16 protein-coding genes are annotated in these 15848 nt (G+C 72.1%); 8 read left to right on the plus strand and 8 right to left on the minus strand.

What is annotated here, in order from left to right:
* Positions 1-8: 8 nt before the first annotated feature.
* From AB0I15_RS35455 to AB0I15_RS35465, 3 genes are read right to left on the minus strand one after another with little or no spacing between them, the layout of a single operon-like run.
* A complete protein-coding gene (locus AB0I15_RS35455; RefSeq protein WP_358105320.1) occupies positions 9-842 on the minus strand; it encodes a carbohydrate ABC transporter permease in 834 nt (277 codons plus the stop codon).
* Positions 839-1759, minus strand: coding sequence for a sugar ABC transporter permease (locus AB0I15_RS35460; protein WP_358105323.1), 921 nt, complete (start codon positions 1757-1759; stop codon positions 839-841). The genes AB0I15_RS35455 and AB0I15_RS35460 overlap by 4 nt, the downstream gene beginning before the upstream one ends.
* Positions 1759-3090: an extracellular solute-binding protein gene (locus AB0I15_RS35465; protein ID WP_358105325.1), complete on the minus strand. Its 1332-nt coding sequence runs from the start codon at positions 3088-3090 to the stop codon at positions 1759-1761. The genes AB0I15_RS35460 and AB0I15_RS35465 overlap by 1 nt, the downstream gene beginning before the upstream one ends.
* A gap of 324 nt (positions 3091-3414) precedes the next feature.
* Here AB0I15_RS35465 and AB0I15_RS35470 point away from each other — a divergent pair, with 324 nt between their 5' ends.
* On the plus strand, positions 3415-4908 hold the full coding sequence (locus tag AB0I15_RS35470; protein WP_358105328.1) for an alpha-N-arabinofuranosidase: 1494 nt from the start codon (positions 3415-3417) through the stop codon (positions 4906-4908).
* A gap of 15 nt (positions 4909-4923) precedes the next feature.
* Here the strand turns inward: AB0I15_RS35470 and AB0I15_RS35475 are convergent, their stop codons facing one another.
* The 3 genes from AB0I15_RS35475 to AB0I15_RS35485 form a co-directional block, all read right to left on the minus strand.
* The gene (locus tag AB0I15_RS35475) at positions 4924-5904 is read right to left on the minus strand and encodes a LacI family DNA-binding transcriptional regulator (protein WP_358105582.1); all 981 of its coding nucleotides are present in this window, start codon (positions 5902-5904) and stop codon (positions 4924-4926) included.
* 108 nt (positions 5905-6012) lie between these two features.
* A complete protein-coding gene (locus AB0I15_RS35480; RefSeq protein WP_358105330.1) occupies positions 6013-7473 on the minus strand; it encodes a family 43 glycosylhydrolase in 1461 nt (486 codons plus the stop codon).
* Between the two features lie 135 nt (positions 7474-7608).
* Positions 7609-8280 carry a DUF6348 family protein gene (locus AB0I15_RS35485; RefSeq protein WP_358105332.1) on the minus strand — a complete coding sequence of 224 codons (672 nt, stop codon included), beginning with the start codon at positions 8278-8280 and terminating at the stop codon, positions 7609-7611.
* 323 nt (positions 8281-8603) lie between these two features.
* On the opposite strand from AB0I15_RS35485, the gene AB0I15_RS35490 reads away from it, so the two are divergent.
* Genes AB0I15_RS35490 through AB0I15_RS35510 form a run of 5 tightly spaced genes read left to right on the plus strand, consistent with a single transcriptional unit; the run spans position 8604 to position 12413 of the window.
* Positions 8604-9104, plus strand: a complete 501-nt coding sequence (locus tag AB0I15_RS35490) for a glycosyltransferase (RefSeq protein ID WP_358105334.1) — start codon at positions 8604-8606, stop codon at positions 9102-9104.
* On the plus strand, positions 9080-9940 hold the full coding sequence (locus tag AB0I15_RS35495; protein WP_358105337.1) for a D-alanyl-D-alanine carboxypeptidase family protein: 861 nt from the start codon (positions 9080-9082) through the stop codon (positions 9938-9940). Before AB0I15_RS35490 ends, AB0I15_RS35495 begins: the two co-directional genes overlap by 25 nt.
* Before the next feature lie 52 nt (positions 9941-9992).
* Positions 9993-10469: a MarR family transcriptional regulator gene (locus AB0I15_RS35500; protein WP_358105339.1), complete on the plus strand. Its 477-nt coding sequence runs from the start codon at positions 9993-9995 to the stop codon at positions 10467-10469.
* Positions 10466-11347, plus strand: a complete 882-nt coding sequence (locus AB0I15_RS35505) for an alpha/beta fold hydrolase (RefSeq protein ID WP_358105342.1) — start codon at positions 10466-10468, stop codon at positions 11345-11347. Before AB0I15_RS35500 ends, AB0I15_RS35505 begins: the two co-directional genes overlap by 4 nt.
* Before the next feature lie 10 nt (positions 11348-11357).
* Complete coding sequence (locus tag AB0I15_RS35510) at positions 11358-12413, plus strand: oxidoreductase (RefSeq protein WP_358105345.1); 1056 nt, start codon at positions 11358-11360, stop codon at positions 12411-12413.
* A gap of 3 nt (positions 12414-12416) precedes the next feature.
* On the opposite strand, the gene AB0I15_RS35515 is transcribed toward AB0I15_RS35510, so the two are convergent.
* Entirely contained in the window at positions 12417-13046 is a 630-nt protein-coding gene (locus tag AB0I15_RS35515; RefSeq protein WP_358105348.1) for an alpha-ketoglutarate-dependent dioxygenase AlkB, read from the minus strand.
* A gap of 146 nt (positions 13047-13192) precedes the next feature.
* On the opposite strand from AB0I15_RS35515, the gene AB0I15_RS35520 reads away from it, so the two are divergent.
* Both AB0I15_RS35520 and AB0I15_RS35525 read left to right on the plus strand, forming a co-directional pair.
* A complete protein-coding gene (locus AB0I15_RS35520) occupies positions 13193-13960 on the plus strand; it encodes a VOC family protein (RefSeq protein ID WP_358105351.1) in 768 nt (255 codons plus the stop codon).
* Positions 13961-14071: 111 nt separating this feature from the next.
* Positions 14072-15283 carry an MFS transporter gene (locus AB0I15_RS35525; RefSeq protein WP_358105354.1) on the plus strand — a complete coding sequence of 404 codons (1212 nt, stop codon included), beginning with the start codon at positions 14072-14074 and terminating at the stop codon, positions 15281-15283.
* Here the strand turns inward: AB0I15_RS35525 and AB0I15_RS35530 are convergent.
* A complete protein-coding gene (locus tag AB0I15_RS35530) occupies positions 15266-15811 on the minus strand; it encodes a CGNR zinc finger domain-containing protein (protein WP_358105357.1) in 546 nt (181 codons plus the stop codon). The genes AB0I15_RS35525 and AB0I15_RS35530 overlap by 18 nt on opposite strands.
* Between the last annotated feature and the right edge of the window lie 37 nt (positions 15812-15848).

Genomic DNA, 15848 nt, shown 5'->3' on the forward strand with positions numbered 1-15848 from the left:
TACCCGGGTCACTGACCGGCGAGGCCGGTGTGCGCGACGCCGCGGATGATCTGCCGCTGGAACATGACGAACACCACCAGCAGCGGCAGCCCGGCCAGCACCACGGAGGCCATGATCTGGGCGTACCGCAGGCCGAACGTGCCCTGGACGACGTTGGCCAGGCCCACCGGGAGCGTCATCGTGTTCGGGTCGGTGGACACCAGGAACGGCCAGAGGAAGTTGTTCCAGGTGTTGATGAACGTGAAGATCGACACCGCCGCCAGGACGGGACGCGACAGCGGCAGCACGATGGTGAAGAACACCCGCCAGCGACCCGCCCCGTCCACGAACGCGGCCTGCTCCAGCTCGGGGGGCACGTCCTGGAAGAACTTGAACAGGATGTACACGATCAGCGGCGCGGCCACCTGCGGCAGGATGATCGCCCACCACGTGTCCACCAGTCCCAGCGTGACCATCTCGGCGAACAGTGGCGCGATCAGCACCTGCGGCGGCACCATGATCCCGGCCAGGATCAGGCCGAGCAGCACGCGCTGGCCCCTGAACTGCGTGCGAGCGAACCCGTACGCCGCCATCGCCGAGAACAGCACGGTCAGGAACGTGACGATCACGGAGGTGATGGTCGAGTTGACCGCCCACTTGACGATGCCGCCGGTCGCCAGGACCAGCTCGTAGGAGTCAAAGGTGATCTGGCTGCCGAACCACTCCAGCGGGATCTTGGTCGTCTCGCTCTCGGGCTTGAGCGAGGTGGCCACCGCCCAGGCGACGGGCGCGAGCCAGACGGCCGCCAGGACCAGCGCCACCGCCAGCAGGACGAGCTGGCTGAAGCTGAACCGCTTGGTCACGACGTGACCTCCTCGCGCTTGCGGAACAGCCGGAGCTGCCCAAGGGAGACGATGACGATCAGGACGAACAGGATGTACGACACCGCCGACGCGTAGCCGATGCGGTAACCGGTGAAGCCGACGTCGTAGGCGTACTCGATGATCGGCCGGGTGGAGTCCTGCGGGCCGCCGCCGGTCATGAGGTAGATCTGGTCGAACACCTTCAGCGAGGCCACCAGTTGCAGCACCACGATCAGCGCCGTCGTCCGGCCGAGCAGGGGCAGCGTGATGGAGCGCAGCTTGTCCCAGGCGGAGGCGCCGTCGATGGCGGCGGCCTCGTACAGGTGGGCGGGGATGGACTGGAGGGCGGCGAGGTAGAGCAGGAAGTTGAAGCCGACCGTCCACCACACCGTGGTCAGCACCACGGACCACATGGCCACGGACGGGTCGCCCAGCCACAGCACGTCGGTGCCGAGCGTGCCGTTGAGCAGGCCGTAGTCGGGCGGGTAGATCATCTGCAGCCACAGGATCGACACCACGGCCGACGGCAGCAGGAACGGCCCGAAGAACGACAGCCGCCACAGCCACTGCATGAAGCGCAGGTTGTGCACCAGCAGCGCGAACACCAGGCCCAGGAAGACCAGCGGGATCGTGCTGAGCACGGTGAAGACCAGCGTGTTCCAGAGCGAGCGCCACATGCGCGGGTCGGCGAACGCCTCGAAGTAGTTCCCGAACCCGACGAAATGGTTGTTGCCGCCGGCGATGTTGACGCTCGACAGGCTCATCTGGAAGCCGAGCACGGTCGGCCAGACCAGGAAGGCCACGTAGATCAGCAGGAACGGCCCCACGAACAGCAGCCCGTGCTGCGTCCAGCCGCGCCGGACCTTGGCCTTGGCGAGAGGGGCGGCGGTCGCGGGGGCCGCGACGGTGGTGGCCATTAGCGCTCCTCGTCGGGGAAGGGGTTCGGGGCGGACAGCAGCCTGGTCAGCGACGCCTTCGCGGCGGCCAGGCCGTCCTCAGGCGTGCGCGTGCCGCTGATGACCGGGGAGAACGCCTCCCCGAACTCGATCCAGAGCCGCGAGGCCGACCCGGCGAACCACGCCTGCGGGTCGAGGGCGACCTCGGTGATGACCGAGCGGTACTCCGACTGCGGCTGCAGCGCGAGGTAGTCGGGTTCCTCCAGCGCCGGCAGGTACGCCGGCACGTGCCCGGCCACCGCCCAGTCCGCGCTGCTCTTGACCAGGTTCGCGATGAACCGGTACGTGGCCCGCTCGACCTGCGGATCCCGGTTGCGCTGGTGCGGCAGCACGAACGCGTGGCAGTCGGCCTGCGCCGCCCCGGTGCCGAAGACGCTGGGGAAGCGGGTCATGCTGAACGGCGTCTTGCGCTCCTTGAGCCCGGTGGTCTCCCAGTCGCCGTTCCACAGGAAAGCCGCCTGGCCGTTGGTGAAGTTGGCGACGGAGGCCCCGTAGTCGGTACGCCAGTCGCACAGCCCTTCCTGCCCGAGCCGGCGCATGAGCCGCAGCGCCTCCAGCGCCTTGGCGTCGTCGATCGTGATCGTCGTGCCGTCGTCGGACAGCAGGGTGCCCCCGCTCTGCGGGTACAGCGAGTACCACACGCGCCACGGGCCCACGGTGCCGAGGCCGAGCGCGTCGAAGGCGAGCGGCGGCTTGCCGCCCATCACCTCCTTGGCCTTGGTGAGCTGGGCGATCAGCTCGTCGACGCCGTTGGTGGGCAGCAGCTTGCCGTCGGAGCCGAGCAGGCCGGCCTTGGCGCAGATGTCGGTGTTGTAGTACTGCACCATCGGGTGGGCGTCGAACGGGATCGCGTAGAGGACGCCGTCGATGTGGGCGCGCTCCCAGATGGGCGGGCTGAAGTCGGCGCCCCGCAGGCCGGCCTCCTCCAGCAGCTTGACGTTGATGGGGTCGAGGATCTGCCCGGCGCCGATCCCGGCCAGGCGGGCCAGGTGGAAGGTGGCCAGGTCGGGCGAACGCCCGCCGGAGCCGGCCATCGCGATCTTCGTGTAGTACGGCTCGCCCCACGCGAGCACGTTCTCCTCGACGAAGACGTCCGGGTTCGCCTTGCCGAACGCCTGGACCATCTTGTTCATGATGATCCCGTCGCTCGCGCCGAGGAAATGCCAGTACTGGACGCGGGTCTGCGCCGAGCCGAGCCCCACGGGGATGGCGCAGCCCGCGGCCGCCGCGCCGAGAAGTGCGAGGCTGCCGCCGAGGAGATGCCGGCGGGTGATGTCGGGGGGACCGTGCACGTGGGCCTCTTCCTGCACCGAGCTATCGCTTGGCCATGTTCTCGCTAACATCAGGAGGATTCAGGGCAGCCGTAATCAGAGCCTTTCGCGCAGGAGGACGCGAAGGCGGCATGGGCGTACCGTCCGGATCGCGGAGGTCGCCGCGTGGACCCCGTTGTTTCAGCGGGGTTACCCGAGTGTTAGCGGTAACAAGCAGCCTGTCAAGGGCCCGTCGGCAAACGGTTGCCGTGATCGGAGACCTCTCACCCCACCCCTTGACCCCACTCAGTGATAGCGCTAACAATCGGGACCTACGTAACTCCCGCGAAACCAGGAGTCTCCTCCGTGCACCAGGCCAAGCTCACCCTCGATCCCGCGTTCAAGGTCGCTCCCGTCCGCCGGCGTACCTTCGGCACGTTCGTGGAGCATCTCGGGCGATGCGTCTACACCGGCATCTACGAGCCCGGCCACCCGTCGGCCGACGAGGACGGTTTCCGCCGCGACGTGCTCGACCTGACGCGGGAGCTGGGCGTGTCCACCGTCCGCTACCCGGGCGGGAACTTCGTCTCCGGCTACCGGTGGGAGGACGGCATCGGCCCGATCTCCGAGCGCCCGCGCCGGCTCGACCTGGCCTGGCACAGCACCGAGCCGAACGAGGTCGGCGTGGACGAGTTCGTCCGCTGGTGCCGCAAGGCGGGCGTGGAGCCCATGATGGCGCTCAACCTGGGCACCCGCGGCGTCGCCGAGGCTCTGGACCTGCTCGAATACTGCAACCATCCCTCCGGCACGACCTTGTCCGACCTGCGCGTGGCCAACGGCGCCAAGGAGCCGCACGGCATCGGGATGTGGTGCCTGGGCAACGAGATGGACGGCCCCTGGCAGATCGGCCACAAGACGGCCCGCGAGTACGGCCGGCTGGCCGCCGAGACCGCCCGCGCCATGCGCATGGTGGACCCGGCGCTGGAGCTGGTCGTGTGCGGCAGCTCCAGCTCGCACATGCCGACGTTCGGCGCGTGGGAGGCCACGGTGCTGGAGGAGACCTACGACCTGGTGGACTACGTCTCCTGCCACGCCTACTACGAGGAGAAGGACGGCGACCTCGGCAGCTTCCTGGCCAGCTCGTCCAACATGGAGTACTTCATCTCCTCGGTCGTGGCCAGTGCCGACGCCGCCGGGGCCCGGCTGAAGTCCCGCAAGAAGATCGACATCTCGTTCGACGAGTGGAACGTCTGGTACCTGTCGCGCTTCCAGAACGCCGAACCGCCCGCGGACTGGCCGGTGGCGCCGCCGCTGCTGGAGGACCACTACCACCTGGCCGACGCGGTGGCCTTCGGCGGGCTGCTGATCACGCTGCTGCGCAACAGCGACCGGGTGACCGCCGCGTCGCTGGCCCAGCTCGTGAACGTGATCGCGCCGATCATGACGGAGCCGGGCGGGCGGGCCTGGCGGCAGACCACGTTCCACCCGTTCGCGCAGGCGTCCCGGTACGCGGCGGGCGACGTGCTGCGGGTCGAGCCGGTGTCGCCGTCGTACGAGACGAAGGAGTACGGCGAGGTGCCGCTGGTGCACGCGGTGGCCACGCACGCGCAGGAGGGCGGCACGACGCTGTTCGCCGTCAACCGCTCGACCGACGGCCCGGTGTCGCTGGAGATCGACACCCGGGCCCTGGGCGGCGTACGGGTGGTCGAGGCCACCACGCTGACCGATTCCGACGTCTACGCCCGCAACACCGCCGACGACCCCGGCCGGATCGCGCCCCGGCCGAACACCGACGTCGAGCACGACCCCGCGCGGATCCTGCTGCCCCCGGTCTCCTGGAACGTGATCAGGCTCGCCTGACGCGCCCGGCGCGGTTCAGGGACGCCTGGGGCCGGTGCTCTCCCTGACGACCAGCTCGGGCTCGACCAGCCGGCGGGCGTCGGGCTCGGCGCCGGCCATCCGGTCCAGCAGCAGGTGGAAGGCGTGCCTGCCGACCTCGCCGAAGTCCTGGCGGACGGTCGTCAGCGGCGGCCAGAAGTAGGCGGACTCGGGGATGTCGTCGAAGCCCGCCACGCTGACGTCTTCGGGCACCCGCCGCCCGGCCTCCCGCAGCGCCCGCAGCACGCCGAGCGCCATCTGGTCGTTGGCCACGAACACGGCGCTGACCTCGGGATCCTGCGCGAGGCCGCGGCCGAGCTGGTAGCCGGAGCGCGAGCTCCAGTCGCCGCGCAGCACGTCGGGCACCGGCCGGCCGGCCGCCTCCAGCACGCCGCGCCAGCCCTTGATGCGGTCGTTGGCGTCGAGCCAGTCGGCCGGGCCCGCGACGTGGCGGACGGTCTCGTGGCCGAGGTCGAGCAGGTGCTTGGTGACGCGGGCGGCGCCGGTGCGCTGGTCGACCTTGGCCACCGGCACCGGGATGTCGTCGCCGGCGTCGACCGCGACGACCGGCATCTCGGGCGGCAGATGGCGCAGCCCGTCGGCGGCCGACTCGTGCGGCGCGACGATGATCACGCCGTCGACCGCCTGGGTGCGCAGCCGCTGCACCCCCTCCTCCATCGAGCGCCGGTTCAGCGAGCTGAGGCTGGCGATGCTGACGTTGTAGCCGGCGTGCCGGGCGGCCTGCTCGATGCAGTAGAGCGTGGAGGCGGGGCCGTAGAGGGTGGTGTCGATGCTGACCACGCCCAGCACCCCGGAGCGGCCGGTGACGAGCTGGCGGGCGGCCTGGTTGGGCCGGTAGTCGAGCTCGCGCACGGCGGCCAGCACCCGCGCCCGCGTCTCGGCGCGGACGAGGTCGGGCGCGTTGAGCACCCGCGAGACGGTCATGGTCGAGACGCCGGCGAGCACGGCGACGTCCATGAGGACCGCGGGCCTGCCTGATCTGGCTTTCACCGTGGCTCACCCCCTTGGCGGTAACGCTAACAGGCCAAGGGGGCGAACGCGCGATCATAACGTCCGGGCCACCGCCTACACGGGCCTGATGGACCACTGCTGGCAGGCGTTGTTCAGCCAGCTCCACTGCCGTACGTCGGCGCCGTCGCCGGTGCCGCAGTCGGCCACGTCGGCGACCTTGCCGGTGGCGGCGTTGACGATCCTGACCCAGCCGCCGGTGGCGGTGTGGACGAGCCGGAAGCGCTGGCAGGTGTTGTTCAGCCAGCTCCACTGGCGGATGTCGGTGCCGTCGGCGGTGGCGCAGTTCGTCACGTCGGCGACCTTGCCGGTGGCCACGTTGACCAGCCTGCTGGTGTCGTCGGCCTGGTCCTCCAGGCGCCAGCGCTGGTTGGCGCCGCCGGTGCAGGTCCACTGCTGGATGTTCGCGCCGTCGGTCCCCGATCCGCCCGCGACCTCGAGGCACTTCCCGCTGTTGCGGTTGACCAGCGTGTACGCCGTCGGCGTGGCGGCCGTCTCCCCCGCGGGCGCGGCCAGCGAGGTGCCCGTCGCGACCGGGGTGCCGAAGTTCGGGCTGCCGTCGGCGTTCCAGGTGAACCGCTGGGCGCGGGTGGTGCGGTTGTTGTCGCAGCCGCCGCCGCTGGAGCTGTTGGCGTGGTAGACGATCCAGTTCTCGGCGCCGTTCGGGGAGGTGAAGAAGCCGTTGTGGCCGGGGCCGTACACGCTGCCCGAGCGCTGGAACACCGGCGTGGACTTCTTGACCCACGAGGAGGCGCTGAGCGGGTTGCCGCCGTTGTGGGTGAGCTGCCCCAGCTTGTAGTCGGGACCCCAGCAGGCGCTGGCCGAGTAGATCAGGAACGTCTGCCCGCCGCGCTGCAGCGCCACCGGCCCCTCGTTGACCGTGCCGCCCTGGGTCTCCCAGCTCAGGGTGGCGCTGGAGATGCGGCTGAACGTGCCGCCGCTGACCGTGTAGGGGTTGCTCATGGGCGCGATCACCAGGCTCTGCGTACTGCCGCCGATGAACCCGCTGCCGAGCAGGTACAGGGACCCGTTCAGGGACATGGGGCTGGCGTCGATCAGCCAGCCGCCCGGGGTGAGGTTGGAGCCGGTGAGCAGGTTCCGGTACGCGTACGGCCCCAGCGGGTCGCTGCCCGCGCTCTCCAGCACGTGGGTGCGCTGGCTGTCACAGCAGGCGGTGCCGACGGCCCCGGCGGAGTAGTAGATGTACCAGCGGCCGTTGAACTGGTGCAGCTCGGGAGCCCAGAAGTTGGTGCCGCGGGAGGCGGTGGTGTCCTGCCAGACCTGGATGCTCGGCGCGGTGGCCAGCCCGCCGAGGGTGGGCGAGCGGCGCATGACCAGCGTGTTCGTGAAGCTGGTGGTGATCAGGTAGTAGTCGCCGTCGTGGTGGCGCAGCCAGGGGTCCGCGCCCTTCTGCGACTTGATCGGGTTGGTGTACGACGTGGCGGCCGAGGCGGGTCCCGTGACGGGGACCAGGGCTAAGAGCAGGAGTGACAGGGCTGCCAGGATGCTTCGAATCATCGTCGGGACTCCTTGGTAGCGCTAACATTTCGCGGCGGTTTCGGGGGCACGCTCTCCTTGTTCCGGTGGGATTCCGCGATTGTTAGCGCTCACGTTTGGCGTGTCAACGGGCCTTGAAACTTTCAGCCGCGACCGTCACTGGTGGACGAGCAGCACGAACGTCCGGGCGTAGGAGACGCCGTTCCCGGGGCGCGGCCAGTCCAGTCCGGCCAGGGCGCGTGAGCCCGCCTCGTGGTAGGCGCCGTCCACCCGGATCTCGGCCGCCTCCGTGCCCCCTCCCCCGCCGAAGAACGCCTTCACGCCCACCAGGTGGTCGCGTTCGAACGCGCCCTTCAGGACCGGGGCCAGGTGCGGCAGGAGCGCGTGCTGGACGGCCCACCGCTGCACGGCGTCGTGGTCGTCGCCCGTCCCCCAGCCGGTGATGCCGCCGTGGACGGCGTGCCAGCCGGGGAAGCCGTCGGGGTCGTCGGGGGCGAAGTGCCCGGCGTGGGTGCCGTCCTGGACCAGGAGTTCGAGCAGCGCGCTGCCGGTGGTGCCCAGCCACACCTGGACGGCCCGGTCCACGGCCTCCTCCGTGGTGCGGCCGTAGCCGGCCACGCAGTCGCTGATCGTGGTGTCCTCGTTCAGCAGGAAGTCGAGGTCGAGGTGGGCCGGGTCGCCGGTGTGGTCGTCGCCCAGCCGCACCGCGAGCGTGCCGGGTCCTTGGGCCAGGCCGCCGATGACCCGCCAGGGGCGGCCCATGGCCGCGCTCAGGTGCTCGGCCACCATGCCCAGGACCACGTCGTCCGGCAGCCGTTCGTCGTCCATGCCCACCCCTTGGTCAAGATCCCGCGACACCAGCAAGGCTAGCGGTCTTGATCATCGGGCGGACCGGCGAGACTCCTTGCGCATCGCCACCTGCCGGCCCGACGCGCGCTTCCTCTTCCTGCCGCGCCACCCCGCCTCGATCGTCACGTCCTGGCACGAGGCCGGCCCCGGCAAACGCACCCCCCGGCCGAGGCCGCCTCCGACGCGCTGCGGTCGCCCGCCACTACGGCCGGTTCGACGCGGTCTGCGTACCGACGCGCACCAGCCTGCTCGCGTACCGGCGGCTGCTGCCGGACTCCCCGATCGCGCGGATCCCGAACGGCGTGCACACGGTGGACCAGGAACGTTCCCGGCAGGTCGAACCCGTCGTGATCGCGGCCGGGCGGTTGGTGCCCCAGAAGGGGTTCGACCTGCTCATCGAGGCGTGGGCGCAGGTGGTGCCCGAGCATCCGGAGTGGCGGCTGCGGATCTTCGGCAGCGGGCCGCGCCAGGGACGGCTCGCCGGGCTCGTCGAGCAGCACGGGCCGGGCGGGCACGTCGCCCTGCCGGTGCGTACGGACCGGTTGGAGAAGGAGCTGACCGACGGCGTGGACGGCGTGCTCGTGCCGCCCCGGGACGTGGACGCGCCGGCCGCCGCCCTGAAGCGGGTGATCCCGCCGCGTCCGGTGCACGACCGCAAAATCCACGAAAAGATTTACCTATCGGATTTCCCTGTCCTATCGGGGATTCCCGTGGCTTTGTCTCGGCACTATGTGCCTTTTGTCAAACCCACCCCAAATCGCGCGGCAATCTGGTTTCCATGCGTATCCGGAAAGCCGGCCTGACCACCACGGCAGGCGCCCTGGCCCTGGTCACAGGGCTGGCCGCGCCCGCGCAGGCACAAACCACCCGCGAAATCGACACCCCGTCCGTGTACGGCCAGGCCGCCATTCTGCTCGACGCCTCCTCCGGCGACGTCCTGTTCAGCAAGGCGGCCGGCGAGCGGCGGCCGATCGCCAGCCTCACCAAGACCATGACGGCCTATGTCGTGCTGAAGAGCGCCAAGCTCACGGACGTCGTCGAGATCAAGCGCGCCGACGTCGCGTACGCGGAGGACGGCGGCGGCACCACCGCCGACCTGCGCGCCGGCGACCGCCTCACCGTCGGCGAACTCCTGTACGGCCTGATGCTCCCCTCGGGCGCCGACGCCGCCCACGCGCTGGCCCGCACGTACGGCCCCGGCGTCGGCGGCTTCGTGGCCAAGATGAACGCGACCGCCCGCACCCTGGGCATGACCAACACCAGGTACGTCAACGCCGACGGCCTGCCCATGCGCGGCGGCGACGGCTACTCCACCGCCAGGGACCAGGCCGTGCTGGCGGCCGAGGCCCTGCGGGTGCCGCCGATCAAGCGGGCGGCGGGCACCCGGTGGCACAGCCTCGACGCCCGCGACGGGCACCGCTCCTACACCTGGCGCAACACGAACAGGCTGCTCGGCACGCCGGGCGCGATCGGCCTGAAGACCGGCTTCACGCGGGCGGCGGGCTTCTGCCTGGCGTTCGCGGGCGAGGCCAACGGCAAGCGGCTGGTCGGCGTGCTGCTCGACGAGTCGTCCTCCAGTCGCCGCTTCACCACGGCCGAGGCGCTGCTGTCGTGGGGCATGGCCCGCCAGGCGGCCTGACCCTTAAATCCAGTCATTGCAGTAATGACTGCAATGACGGTAATGTCGGAGCATGATCCCCCCAACCGACGCCGAGCTCGAGTTCGTCGATGACGTCGCCGTCTTCTTCGCGCGAGAAGGCATGCCGCTGATCGCCGGCCGGGTGATCGGCTGGCTGCTCATCAGCGACCCTCCGGAGCAGAGCGCCGCGCAACTCGCGGCCGTGCTGCGGGTCAGCCGCAGCTCCATCAGCAGCGCGACCCGGCTGCTGACGCCGAGCGGGCTCGTGGAGGGCGTGCGCAGGCGCGGCGAGAGACAGGAGTACTTCCGCATGGCACCCGACGGCTGGAGCCGCATGCTGGCAGGACGCTACGCGAAGACGACCGCGTTCCGGGAGATCACCGAGGCGGGGCTGCGGGTGCTCGCCGACAGCCCCGGCACGCGGCGGGAACGGCTGGCCAACGTGCACGAGCTGTACCGGTTCCTGGAAGCGGAGCTGCCCGCCCTGTGGGAACGCTGGGAGGCCAGGCGGGGCGGTGGCCCGGGATGATCGACGGCCTGCGCAGCACCTACCTGACCTGCCCGGAAGGGCGCGTCCACGTCTACGGCGCCGGCGAGCGCGGCCCGCGCGTCCTGCTCCTGAGCGGGGCCGGGGTGGACAACGCGCTGCTGAGCTGGCGGCACCTCATCCCCGTGCTGGCCAGAGAGCACCGCGTCCTCGCGCTCGACTGGCCGAAGCAGGGCAGGAGCCGCCCGTGGACCGGCCGGGCGACCCACGCGCGCATGACGCGGTGCGTCACCGACGTCCTCGACCACTTCGGCTGGCCGTCGGCCTCCCTGGTCGGGCTGTCCCAGGGCGGCGCGCTCGCCCTCGCCTACGCCATCGACCATCCCGGGCGGGTCGACCGGCTCGTGGCGCTCGCCCCCGCCGGGATCCTGTCGTTCCCGCCCGTCGTGCACCAGGCGCTCTGGCTCACCGCCAAGCTGCCGCTGCTGCACAGGACGCTGCCGGGGATGATGTTCAGGTCCCGGGAGGGGATCGCGCGGTTCGTCAGGCGGGCGCTGTTCGCCGGTCCCGTGGCGGATTTCGAGGACGTCGTGGACGAGATCGCCGCCGAGGTGCACGACGGCGGCGCGGGCTCCTCCGACTGGCAGAACGCCTCCATCGGCCCGTTTCGCATGCGCGTGGACCTGCGCCCGCGCCTGTCCGAGATCGCCTGCCCCGCCCTGCTCATCCAGGGCGACCGCGACCTCGGCGTGCCCCCCGCCCGGACGAGGGCCGCCGCCGGCCTCATCCCCGGCGCCCGGTTCGAGCTGCTCAAAGGCGTCGGCCACTGGTCCAGCCGCCAGGCGCCGCAACGGGTCAACCCGCTCATCGCCGCGTTCCTGGCCGGCGGCCCCATGGACGGCCGTGATCGGTTGGGCTAGTTTGCCCGACATGAGGCTTCGCATCGTGTTGAGCGCGCTGTCAGCGGCCGTCGTGCTCGCCGCCCCGCTCCCCGCGCACGCCGACACCCCCCAACCGGGCTGGGACCTCAAGGCGACCGGGGTGACCGCGCGCCTGCGGGGCCTGTCGCCCGTCAGCCGTGACGTGGTGTGGGCGTCGGGTTCGGGCGGCACCGTGCTGAGGACCGTGGACGGCGGGCGGAGCTGGCAGAACGTCTCCCCGCACGGCACGGCCGCGCTGCAGTTCCGCGACATCGAGGCGTTCGACGCGCGCCGGGCCGTGGCGCTGTCGATCGGCGCGGGCACCGACTCGCGGGTGTACCGGACGGAGGACGGGGGCCGCACGTGGGCCGAGACCTTCAGGAACGACGAGCCCCAGGCCTTCTACGACTGCCTGACCTTCTTCGACCGGCGGCACGGGCTGGCCATGTCCGACCCGGTGGACGGCAGATTCCGGATCCTCGCGACGGAGGACGGCGGGCGGAGCTGGCAGGTGCTGCCCTCCGGCGGCATGCCGCCGGCCCTGCCGAGCGAGGCCGGATTCGCGGCCGGCGGCCAGTGCCTGGTCTCGTCGGGCAGCCGGGACGCGTGGCTGGCCGGCGGCGGGGCGGAGCGGGCGCGGGTGTTCCACTCGGGCGATCGCGGGCGTACGTGGACGGTGGCCGACACCCCGATCCCGGCCGGTGACCCGGCGCGCGGCGTCTTCGCCCTGGCCTTCCGCGACCGCCACCGGGGCATCGCGGTGGGCGGCGACTACCGGCCGGACCAGCAGTCGCCCAGCGCGGGCGCGGTGAGCCGGGACGGCGGCGCCACGTGGCGACCGGCCTCGGCGCCTCCGCCCGCCTACCGGTCGGGGGTCGCCTGGCTGCCGCACCTGCCGCTCGCGGCCATCGCGGTCGGGCCCTCGGGCAGCGACGTGACGTATTCGGGCGGGCGGAGCTGGCACACCTTCGACACCGGCTCGTTCGACACGGTCTCGTGCACGCGCGACCTGTCGTGCTGGGCGGCGGGCGAGCAGGGACGGGTCGCCCGGCTCACGCTCGGGTAGCCCTCAGCGGACGCCCCGGGGACGGAACTGGACGCTGATGCGCGGGCCCGCCGGGCGGGAGGTCTTCGGGATCGCGTGCTCCCACGTGCGCTGGCAGCTCCCGCCCATCACGATCAGATCCCCGTGCCCCAGATCGCGCCGGATCGAGGCGCCGCCACCACGGGGGCGGAGCAGCAGCGGACGGGGGCTGCCGACCGAGACGATCGCGACCATGGTGTCTTCGGTGCCGCCCCGGCCGATGGTGTCGCCGTGCCAGGCCACGCTGTCGCGGCCGTCGCGGTAGAAGCAGAGCCCGGCCGTGCGGAACGGCTCGCCCAGCTCCTGCCGGTAGTGGGCGTCGAGCTGCCGCCTGGCGTCGTCGAGCACGGGATCGGGCAGGGGCTCGTGCTCGTCGTAGAACTTCAGCAGGCGGGGCACGTCGACGACCCGGTCGTACATGCGGCGGCGCTCCGCGTGCCACGGCACCGTCTCCGCCAGCCGTTCGAACAGGGTGTCGGCGCCGGTCAGCCAGCCCGGGCACAGGTCGATCCAGGCGCCGTGGCCGAGGTGCGTCCTGCGGACGGCGCCGCCGAGCGGCCCGGCCCCGGGCTCGTCGTCGAGGCCGAGCAGAGATGCTTGGAACGCGGCTGTCATGATGCCGAGTGTATGCCATAGTTCAAACACCCATTCGATTGGTGCGGGACGACCCGGACGTGCCAGGCTGTACACGTGGCGTCGCCCCCCGACCGCGCCAGAGGCGATGAGGCCACCCACCGCTTCGTCAAGCGAAGGAGCAGGCCATGCTCACCACCCACTACCTTCCGGGCTCCCCGTGCTGGCTCGACCTGGGCAGCCCCGACCTGGAGGCGTCGACCGCCTTCTACACCGGGCTGTTCGGCTGGCGGTCCGTCTCGCTGGGCCCCGATCACGGGGACTACCGCTTCTGCCAGGTCGGCGGCAGGACGGTCGCCGGGATCAGCCGGGAGACCGCGTTCAGGCCGGTTCCGGCGTGGCTGACCTACTTCCAGGCGCCCGACGCCGACGTGATCGCGAAGTCGATCGAGCAGGCGGGCGGCACGGTCCTGGCCGCGCCGGCCGACATCCAGGGGCAGGGGCGGATGGCGGTGTTCGCCGATCCGGCGGGGGCCCCGTTCGCGGTGTGGCAGCCGGGCGCGACCAAGGGGCTCGGCCTGGTGACCGAGCCGGGCTCGCTCGGCTGGGTCGAGCTCCACGTCCCCGACCCCGACGCCGTCCGCGACTTCTACCGGCCGGTGTTCGGCTGGCGGTTCGAGGACCTGAAGATGGGCGACACGTCCTATCCCGTGGTCTCCCCCGCCGGTGGCGGCGAGGCGTCGGCGATGGCTGGCATCGCGCGACTGGAGGGCGGGCAGGCCGCGCACTGGCTGCCGTACTTCGAGGTGCCCGACTGTGACGCCACGGCCGTCCGGGCACAGGAGCTCGGCGGCACGGTGGAGGCGCCGGCGATGACGGCGGAGGGGGCCGGGCGGATGGCGTTCCTCGCCGACCCGTTCGGCGCCCGGTTCGCGATCATCACCAGCTCCGCCTGAGGGCCTGCACGGCCTGCACGGCACGCAGCCCGTGCAGGCCGGGTCTTCCTCGGCCGCGGGGTTACTCATTCCCTCGGTCCTGCCCGGCCAACGTCGTGTAACGTCTTGATCGTGTTATCGCGTTACATGGCCGGGGCGGTCGCCGCCCGTACCGGAGACGAGATGTCCGGGCCCGCCCTGCTGGTCACCGGCCTGGCCGTCACGGGGTCGCCCGTACTGGCGTCGTGGCTGCTGGCGGGGCTGACGATCTCGGCGGCCGTCGGCGGCCCGCTGCTCGGGGTGCTGCTCGACCGATCCCGGCGGCCGGGGCGGGTGCTGGCCTGGTGCCTGTCGGGGTACGCGGGCGGGCTGCTGCTGGTCCTCGCCGGGCTGGGGCGGGTGCCGGACGCCGCGCTCATCGGGCTGGCCGTGGCGGTGGGGCTGCTGGGGCCCGCGCTCACGGGCGGCTGGACGGCGCAACTGCCTCTGGTGGCGGGTCCGGAGCGGCTGGGGCGGGCCACGGCGCTCGACTCGATGAGCTACAACGTGGCGGGGCTGGCGGGGCCCGCGGTGGCGGGCCTGCTCGCCGCCGTGAGCGGCGGGACGACGGCGCTGCTGTTCTGCACGGCGCTCCTGGCCGCCGCCCTCCCGGCCGCCTGGACCCTGCCCCCGTCACCGTCACCGTCACCGTCACCGTCACCGTCACCGTCACCGTCACCGAACGGAGGATCAAGCGGGGGCTGGGGCTGGGGCGGTGTTCGGGCGGAGTTGACGGCGGGGTTCGGTGTGATCACCGGGAACGGGCCGCTGCGGCGGGCGACCGCCGGGTCCATGGTGTCCTGTGCCGGGCTGGCCATGCTGGTCGTGTCCGCGCCCGTGCTCGGGGCCCGGCTCACCGGTGAGAGCGGATACGGCGCGATGCTGCTCGCCGTCACCGCCGCCTGCGGGCTGGCCGCCAACGGCGTGCTCGCCGCCCGCGGACGGGTGCGGCGGTGGGACGCGGTGCTCGCCTGGGGGACGGCGGTGCTGGGCGCGGGAATGGCGCTGGCGGCCGTGGCGGAGGCGTTCTGGCTCGCGGTGGTGGCCGCCGCCGTGGCGGGGGCGGGCCAGGGGCCCCAGCTCACCGCCCTGTTCTCGGTACGCCACCGGCACGCCCCCGCCCGCCTGCGCGGCCAGGTGTTCACCACGGGCGCCAGCTTGAAGATCACCTCGTTCGCCCTCGGGTCGGCACTGGCGGGCCCGCTGGCGGCGTACTCGACGGGTGTGTCCCTGCTGGCCGGCGCGGCGCTGCAGGCGCTGGCCCTGGTGATCCTCCTCCCCCGGAGGTCAGCCTCCGACGGCTGAGGAGGCGCGGGAGCGGTGGGCGGCGACGCGTTCGCGGGTGGCGCAGCGGGCGCTGCAGTAGCGGCGCGGGCTGCCGCCCCCGAGATCCAGGTACGGCCGCCCGCAGCTCCCCGACGCGCACAGCCCGCCGGGCACCCGCTGGTGGTCGGCCAGCAGCACGGCCAGCGCCAGCGCCGACGACGCCAGGAACCACTCCCCCCACGAGGCGTCGTCGCCGCTGTCGACGTGCAGGTGCCAGCTCGTCGTGCCCCCGTGGCTGGTCAGTCTGGGCGGCCGGGCCGCCCCCGCGAGCAGCCGGTTGAGCAGGGCCGCCGCTTCGTCGGCGCCGGCCGCGCCCAGCACCTCGCGCAGCCGACCCGCCGCCGACCGCATCGCCGCCACGTCCGCCTCGCCCAGAGCGAGGTCTCCGGCCTCGCCGTGCTCGCGCAGGACCCGCGACACCGACTCGATCGACGGCTGCTCGTGCAGCAGCGCCACGCACAGGTCGACGGCGCGTACGGCCATCGCCTTGGTCGAGTGAACCTCCACCCGGAAAGCGTATGCCCGTACCTCGCCCGCCGGCCCC

This window comes from Nonomuraea sp. NPDC050643, from assembly GCF_040654715.1.
Classification (GTDB): domain Bacteria; phylum Actinomycetota; class Actinomycetes; order Streptosporangiales; family Streptosporangiaceae; genus Nonomuraea.

Coding starts and splice junctions, on each gene's coding strand:
- AB0I15_RS35515 (WP_358105348.1), bottom strand. CDS start 13,046: ATGACAGCCGCGTTCCAAGCATCTCTGCTCGGCCTCGACGACGAGCCC.
- AB0I15_RS35520 (WP_358105351.1), top strand. CDS start 13,193: ATGCTCACCACCCACTACCTTCCGGGCTCCCCGTGCTGGCTCGACCTG.
- AB0I15_RS35505 (WP_358105342.1), top strand. CDS start 10,466: ATGATCGACGGCCTGCGCAGCACCTACCTGACCTGCCCGGAAGGGCGC.
- AB0I15_RS35510 (WP_358105345.1), top strand. CDS start 11,358: ATGAGGCTTCGCATCGTGTTGAGCGCGCTGTCAGCGGCCGTCGTGCTC.
- AB0I15_RS35480 (WP_358105330.1), bottom strand. CDS start 7,473: ATGATTCGAAGCATCCTGGCAGCCCTGTCACTCCTGCTCTTAGCCCTG.
- AB0I15_RS35460 (WP_358105323.1), bottom strand. CDS start 1,759: ATGGCCACCACCGTCGCGGCCCCCGCGACCGCCGCCCCTCTCGCCAAG.
- AB0I15_RS35495 (WP_358105337.1), top strand. CDS start 9,080: ATGCGTATCCGGAAAGCCGGCCTGACCACCACGGCAGGCGCCCTGGCC.
- AB0I15_RS35485 (WP_358105332.1), bottom strand. CDS start 8,280: ATGGACGACGAACGGCTGCCGGACGACGTGGTCCTGGGCATGGTGGCC.
- AB0I15_RS35475 (WP_358105582.1), bottom strand. CDS start 5,904: ATGGACGTCGCCGTGCTCGCCGGCGTCTCGACCATGACCGTCTCGCGG.
- AB0I15_RS35500 (WP_358105339.1), top strand. CDS start 9,993: ATGATCCCCCCAACCGACGCCGAGCTCGAGTTCGTCGATGACGTCGCC.